The sequence below is a fragment of the Bacteroides sp. Ga6A2 genome (genome assembly GCF_000702225.1).
Lineage (GTDB): Bacteria > Bacteroidota > Bacteroidia > Bacteroidales > Bacteroidaceae > Ga6A1.
Window position 1 is genome coordinate 1 of sequence record NZ_JNKX01000067.1, and the last position, 7,568, is coordinate 7,568.

At 48.9% G+C, this 7,568-nt stretch carries 5 protein-coding genes; 3 read left to right on the forward strand and 2 right to left on the reverse strand.

Translation table 11 applies throughout. The features are described from left to right. Positions 1-239: 239 nt before the first annotated feature. A complete protein-coding gene (locus tag T538_RS0113210) occupies positions 240-1,133 on the reverse strand; it encodes an ion transporter (RefSeq protein ID WP_031534415.1) in 894 nt (297 codons plus the stop codon). Between the two features lie 103 nt (positions 1,134-1,236). Between T538_RS0113210 and leuS the strand changes: the two genes are divergently transcribed. The 3 genes from leuS to T538_RS0113225 are packed head-to-tail and all read left to right on the forward strand — an operon-like array spanning position 1,237 to position 6,990. Next, positions 1,237-4,089, forward strand: coding sequence for a leucine--tRNA ligase (gene leuS / locus T538_RS0113215; RefSeq protein ID WP_031534417.1), 2,853 nt, complete (start codon positions 1,237-1,239; stop codon positions 4,087-4,089). 6 nt (positions 4,090-4,095) lie between these two features. Beyond that, positions 4,096-4,671, forward strand: a complete 576-nt coding sequence (locus T538_RS0113220) for a non-canonical purine NTP diphosphatase (RefSeq protein ID WP_031534419.1) — start codon at positions 4,096-4,098, stop codon at positions 4,669-4,671. Between the two features lie 6 nt (positions 4,672-4,677). Continuing rightward, a complete protein-coding gene (locus T538_RS0113225; protein WP_031534421.1) occupies positions 4,678-6,990 on the forward strand; it encodes a type IX secretion system anionic LPS delivery protein PorZ in 2,313 nt (770 codons plus the stop codon). Positions 6,991-7,239: 249 nt separating this feature from the next. Here the strand turns inward: T538_RS0113225 and T538_RS0113230 are convergent. Beyond that, on the reverse strand, positions 7,240-7,568 hold a 329-nt coding region (locus T538_RS0113230), incomplete at its 5' end, for a transposase (protein WP_031540988.1).

Consider the following 7,568-nt stretch of genomic DNA (forward strand, 5'->3'; position numbering starts at 1 on the left):
GACGTTCCTACGACGTTCCTACGACGTTCCTACGACGTTCCTACGACGTTCCTACGACGTTCCTACGACGTTCCTACGACGTTCCTACGACGTTCGGACAATTTCTGGCGAAATTGTCCGTTACAAATCCTAAATTATCAACTTAAGAATATTCTACTTACTAATTGTCAATTGTGAATTGTCAATTATGAATTGCCTCTGCATTTTTCAATTTTCAAGTTTCAACTCAGAACAGAATTCTATTCAATCTTCTCCTCGAACTTCGTTCCGCAGAACTTGCAGAACTTGGCGTCTGGGTCGTCGCCACAATAGCGGTGGCATTTAGGACAGATATTGTGCTTCTCCTTCTTGTGGCGGTGCATTCTGTTGGTGTCGGCAATATTGGCAGAAACGATTCCGGTAGGCACGGCAATGATGGCATAGCCAAACAGCATAACAAAACTCGCAATAAAGCGACCTACCGATGTAACAGGAGCCATATCGCCATAGCCCACCGTTGTTACCGTAACGATAGCCCAATAAATGCTGTGCGGAATGTTGGTAAACTGCGTTCCCGGCACCCTGCCCTCAACGGCATACATAACCGTTCCCATGGCAATAACCATAACCAGCACGAACATGAAGAACACCATAATCTTGCGCATACTCTTGTGCAGAGCCACCAAGATGAGGTTACCCTCTTCGAGATAGTTGAACAGCTTGAACACACGGAACACGCGGATAAGGCGGAACACCCTGAGCACCGGCAGATAGTGCGCTCCGTGGAAGAAGAACGAAGTGTAGAACGGCAAGATTGACAGAAGGTCGATGATGCCAAAGAAGCTGAGTATGTACTCCTTGCGGTTGGGAGAGCAATACACACGCGCAATATACTCGAACGTAAAGAACACGATGAAGAACCACTCCGAATAGAACAGGATAAGGCGCAGCAGACTGTCGGACATCATCATGCTCTCGAAGATGGTAAACAGCACGCTTAAAAGAATGCTTGCCATCAGAATTATGTCGAACGCCTTGCCCGTGAATGTATCAGCTCCGAAAATCATGTTATACAGTTTCTGCTTCAGTCCACGGCCGGGGAAGAGGCGGTTGTCGCGAAGCAGATAATTGAGCAGCCTTTCTATATATTTCATTATTACGCGCATATTAGTTTCAAACAGCACAAAAATAAATAAAAATATCAACAGATTAACATTTTTATTATAATTTTGCGGTCAAAGTAGAAAAACGAATAAAATGGAATACAATTTCAGAGAAATAGAGAAAAAATGGCACCAGAGATGGATTGACCAGCAGACTTACAAAGTGACAGAAGACGAGAACAAGAAGAAGTTCTATGTACTTAACATGTTCCCTTATCCATCGGGAGCAGGACTGCATGTGGGACATCCGCTTGGCTATATTGCCTCTGATATCTACGCACGCTTCAAGCGCCTTCAGGGCTACAACGTGCTCAACCCAATGGGATACGACTCTTACGGACTTCCTGCCGAGCAGTATGCCATACAGACAGGTCAGCACCCTGCCATCACAACGGTAAACAACATCAACAGATACCGCGAGCAGCTCGAGAAGATTGGCTTCTGCTTTGACTGGAGCCGCGAAATCAGAACCTGCGACCCAGAGTACTACCAGTGGACTCAGTGGGCATTCCAGAAGATGTTCAACTCGTTCTACTGCAACAAGGAGCAGAAGGCAATGCCTATCAGCACTCTTGTAAAGCATTTCGAGACCGAGGGAAACCAAGGCCTTGACGTTGCCGAGAGCGAGGAGCTGCGCTTTACTGCCGACGAGTGGAACTCGTGGGACGAGAAGAAGAAGAACGAGGTTCTGATGAACTATCGTATTGCATACCTTGGCGAGACAATGGTTAACTGGTGTCCTAAGCTGGGTACGGTGCTTGCCAACGACGAGGTTGTCGACGGCGTTTCGGAGCGCGGCGGATACCCTGTGGTGCAGAAGAAGATGCAGCAATGGTGTCTGCGTATCTCTGCCTACGCACAGAGACTGCTCGACGGACTGGAGACAGTTGACTGGACCGACTCTATCAAGGAGGTTCAGCGCAACTGGATTGGACGCTCAGAGGGTACTGAGGTTCAGTTCAAGGTTAAGGACAGCGATACTGAGTTTACAATCTTCACAACCCGTGCCGATACAATGTTCGGCGTAACCTTCATGGTTCTTGCTCCCGAGAGCGAGTATGTTGCAAAGGTTACTACAGCAGCACAGAAGGCTGAGGTTGACGCTTATCTTGATGCAACAAAGAAGCGTACAGAGCGCGAGCGTATTGCCGACCGCAAGGTATCGGGCGTGTTCTCTGGCTCATACGCCATCAACCCAATGACGGGCGACGAGATTCCAATCTGGATTTCAGACTATGTGCTTGCAGGCTACGGAACGGGCGCAATCATGGCTGTACCTGCTCACGACAGCCGCGACTATGCATTTGCAAAGCACTTCAACCTGCCTATCATTCCGCTTATCGAGGGCTGCGACGTGTCTGAAGAGAGTTACGATGCCAAGGAAGGTATCGTTACCAACTCACCACGCAAGGACGCAAAGCCGTACGTCAATTTCAGCCTCAACGGTCTGACAGTAAAGGAGGCTATCGCCGCAACAAAGAAATTCGTAAAAGAGAATAATCTGGGACGCGTAAAGGTTAACTACCGTCTGCGCGATGCCATCTTCTCTCGCCAGAGATACTGGGGCGAGCCGTTCCCTGTGTACTACAAGGACGGAATGCCTTGCATGATTCCTGAGGAGTGTCTGCCGCTCGAACTGCCTGAGGTTGACAAGTTCCTCCCTACCGAGACAGGCGAGCCTCCATTGGGCAACGCTACCAAGTGGGCTTGGGACGAGGTTAACAAGCAGGTTGTAGAGAACTCAAAGATTGACGGCAAGACCGTGTTCCCTATCGAACTGAACACCATGCCGGGATTTGCAGGTTCATCGGCCTACTACCTGCGCTATATGGACCCACGCAACCATGAGCGCATCGTTTCGGAGAAGAACGAGAACTACTGGCAGAACGTAGACCTCTACGTTGGCGGTACTGAGCACGCAACAGGACACCTCATCTACAGCCGTTTCTGGAACAAGTTCCTGTTCGACTACGGATTCAGCGTTAAGGAAGAGCCGTTCCAGAAGCTCGTTAATCAAGGTATGATTCAGGGACGAAGCAACTTCGTTTACCGTATAAAAGATACCAACACGTTCATATCTCTCGACATGATTGAGAATATGGATGATGTTACACCAATACACGTTGATGTGAACATCGTTAGCAACGACATCCTCGACGTAGAGGCATTCAAGAACTGGCGACCAGAATACAACAACGCCGAGTTCAAGCTTAATGCCGACGGCAAGTACATCTGCGGATGGGCTATCGAGAAGATGAGCAAGTCTATGTTCAACGTGGTTAACCCGGATATGATTGTAGAGAAGTTCGGAGCCGACACTCTGCGTCTGTACGAGATGTTCCTCGGTCCTGTTGAGCAGTCTAAACCTTGGGATACAAACGGTATTGACGGTTGCCACCGCTTCATCAAGAAGCTGTGGGGCTTGTTCTACAGTCGCGACGACAAGTTCCTGCCAGAGGACGGCGAGGCTTCAAAGGATGAGCTGAAGGCTGTTCACAAACTTATCAAGAAGGTTACTGGCGACATTGAGAACTTCTCTTACAACACCAGCATCTCGGCGTTCATGATTTGCGTAAACGAGCTTCAGCAGATAAAGGTGCGCCACAAGGCAGCCCTAAAGGACATCGTTGTCCTTATCGCTCCGTTTGCCCCATTCCTTGCCGAGGAACTGTGGGAGGCTCTGGGCAACACTACATCGGTATGCGATGCCAAGTGGCCTGAGTTCAACGAGGATTACCTGAAGGAAGACAGCGTAACGCTGAGCATCTCGTTCAACGGAAAGACACGCTTCACAATGCAGTTCCCTGCCGGCTCTACCAACGAGGCCATACAGGAGGCTGCGCTCAGCGACCCTCAGGCTCAGAAGTACCTCGACGGATTCAACGTTGTAAAGGTCATCGTTGTGCCTAACAAGATTGTGAACATCGTGCTAAAACCAAAGGCATAAGGACAGATGAAGTTAGTATTCGCTACAAACAACGCGCACAAACTCGATGAGATTCGCGCCATATTGGGCAACAAGATAGAGATTCTCTCGCTCAACGACATAGACTGTCACGACGAAATTCCCGAGACAGCCGACACTCTGGAGGGCAACGCCCTTCAGAAGGCTATGTACATAAAGGAGCACTACGGCTACGACTGCTTTGCCGACGACACGGGTCTGGAGGTGAGCGCGCTGGGCGGTGCTCCGGGTGTACACACGGCACGATATGCCGAGAATACCGACCACGACTCGGAAGCCAACATGAACAAACTTCTGAAGGAACTGGAAGGAAAAAATGACCGCAGCGCACAATTTCGCACGGTTATCGCGTTATTACTTAATGGCGAGCAGCATCTCTTCGAGGGCATCGTAAAGGGCGATATCCTTACGGAGAAGCGAGGCAGCGAGGGCTTTGGCTACGACCCTGTCTTCTCGCCCGAGCAATACAGCGAGTCGTTTGCCGAACTGGGGGCTGAGGTGAAGAACAAAATCAGCCACAGGGCGCGCGCCGTAGCCAAACTGGTTGAATATCTAAACAAATAAAAGTTAATGAAGAAATATATTGCCATTGCACTGGTTCTGCTGATTACCGTCTGTGCAAATGCGCAGAAAATCGGCGAATGGCGCATCTACAAGTCGTACCACAACGCAACCAAGTGCGTTGCCGGCAATGGTGTAATCTACGCCCTGTGCAATGGCTCTATATTCTCTTACAACACATCCGACAGCGAGGTTATAACCTTCGACAAGAGCAACTATCTTACCGACGATAACATTGCCGACATAGCCTACTGCGCCGAGCAGAAGGCTCTTGTTGTCATCTACAGCAACGCCAACATCGACCTTCTGTACGACGATAACGAGGTCTACAACATATCCGACTTCAGACTGAAGGATGTGAGCGACAAGACGATAAACAGCGTGAGCGTTATTGGCAGCACGGCATATCTGTCTACCAACAACGGACTGCTCCTGCTCGATGTAAAGCGTCGCGAGTTCAGCAGCAACTACAACTTTGGGCAGAAGGTGCTTTCGAGCACCATCATCGACAATCATATCTATACATCTACAGGCGACGGAGTCTACGCCGGAAATACGGCAGACAATCTGCTCGACAAGAACAACTGGCAGAAGATAATGCCGGCAAGTCCAAAGCAGATAATAAACTACAAGAACCAACTTCTTTACATGTTTGGCGATGCCATATACAACGCCAGTCTGAGCAAGGCTTACGTTTCAGACCCTTCAAACTCGCTTAACTATGCGTGCGAGTGCAACGGAAGCCTGTGGGTTCTGGGCACGCAGCATCAGTTTCTTATCAACGAGGCTCTCGAAGCCAGCGAAATCCGCTTCCCTACCAACTATGTTGCCTACGCCAACAATCTGTATTGGAGTGCCGAGGGCTACAACGGTCTGATAGCCTACGAATACAGCGCGGAGAAGGGGCTTAACATAAAGGTTAACAGCATCATCCCCGACAGTCCGATAACCAACAAGGTTTACAAGATGTCTGTAACCCCCGACGGCGTTTGCTTTGTGTCGGGAAAGCATCATTTCGACGGAATATACTACGACAACGACGGATATGCCGCCAAGTATATCAAGGATGCCGACAGATGGCTCAACTTCGACTACGGCAAGACGGTAAGCGACGTCACGGGCTATCCGTTCGTAAACCCTACGTCTATTGCGCAAGACCCGAAGGACGGCAATCACCACTACATTACCGCCACGGGATACGGCCTCTACGAGTTCCGCGACGGCAAGATTGTAAAACTGCACAAGGCTGCCGACGAGGACAACACCATTCACACGCTCTACGGAAATCCGTACTACACATGGCTCAACAGCGCCATTTACGACCGCAACGGCAACCTTCTGTTTACCAACACCATTACCGATATTAAGAACAACAATTTCGACTGTCCGCTCAAGATTCTGACAGCCGACGGCACTTGGAAGCAGATTGAACTGAATGACATCTGCAAGGAGCAATATTGCAACAACATCATTCTGCAAAGCAACGGTCTGCTGTGGGGAACGCTACATTGGGGCAGCAACGGCTTCTTCTGCGTTGACACAAACAATACCATCGACGACAGCAGCGACGACAAGAGCCTCAACACCAAGGAACTGACGAACCAAGACGGCATACACATACAGACGGAGACGATAAACTGCATTGCCGAGGACATGAAGGGGCAGATTTGGATTGGAACGAATGTCGGTCCGCTGGTTATAAAGAACCCGACGAAATACATTCAGAACGGCAACAGCACCACCGCCCTGACGCAGGTTAAGATTCCGCGCAACGACGGCACAAACTATGCCGACTATCTTCTCGACAACATCAGAATAAACACAATAGCCGTAGATGGTGCCAACCGCAAATGGTTCGGTACGGAGAACGGCGTGTTCCTGTTCAGCGCAGACTGCCTTACGCAGATTGAACACTTCACGACAGAGAATAGTCCTCTTATTGCCAACTCGATAAGCGACATAAAAGTGGCGCAGGACGGCACGGTTTTCATCGCGACGGACAAAGGTATGGTTTCGTACAAAAGCGAGGCTTCTGAGGCGTCAGAATCGCTCGACGCGGCCAATATCTATGCTTACCCTAACCCCGTGAAACCTGATTACGACGGATACATAACTATCAAGGGACTTACATTCGACAGCAAGGTGAAAATCGTAAACACGGCGGGACAGCTTATGGCTGAGGGCACATCGACTGGCGGTCAGTTTGTGTGGAACGGCAAGAACGGCAACGGAAGCAAGGTGGCTTCGGGCGTGTACTTCGTACTCATAGGCGACAGCGAGCTGAAGAATGGCGCGGCTACCAAGATTCTGGTGCTGAAATAGGTTTCAAATTGACAATTCACAATTGACAATGGACAATTCGGAATTGAAAATTGAAAAAGCAGAATTGACAATGGACAGTTGACAATTCTGAATTGAGAGTGTAAAGTAAATAAAAAATGATGATAATAAAGATTCTAAAAGCTTGCTACACAATAAAATGGTACATACTTTCAGTCGTGTGCCTATTTATACTTGCTCGACTTCAATCCAGTTATATTTCAGGTACATATATTTATCCCAAATCGGTCATTAGGATTTCTCGGTGCTGTATGGCAGAGAGAAAACCTTTAGTTTTTCCCATATCGAGAGGAAGGATCGTCGTGTTTTCAACGACCTGGCCAAGTACAGAATGTGCTTGTTTTTTGTCTTTCCCAGATATGCGGGTGTTGATATCAGTTCGTAGCGGATTGTCTTGAGGAACTTCTTTTTGTCGGAGTTCATCAATGCATGGCGAAACAGCGACATGAAGTTGTATGCCATGATTATGAAATTGCCGCAGGCTTCTGTCGCCCAGAAGTTGTGCGATACGAAGTCGTCTATAGAAAAATCGTATTTCAGTTCCTTGATTCTGTTCTCTG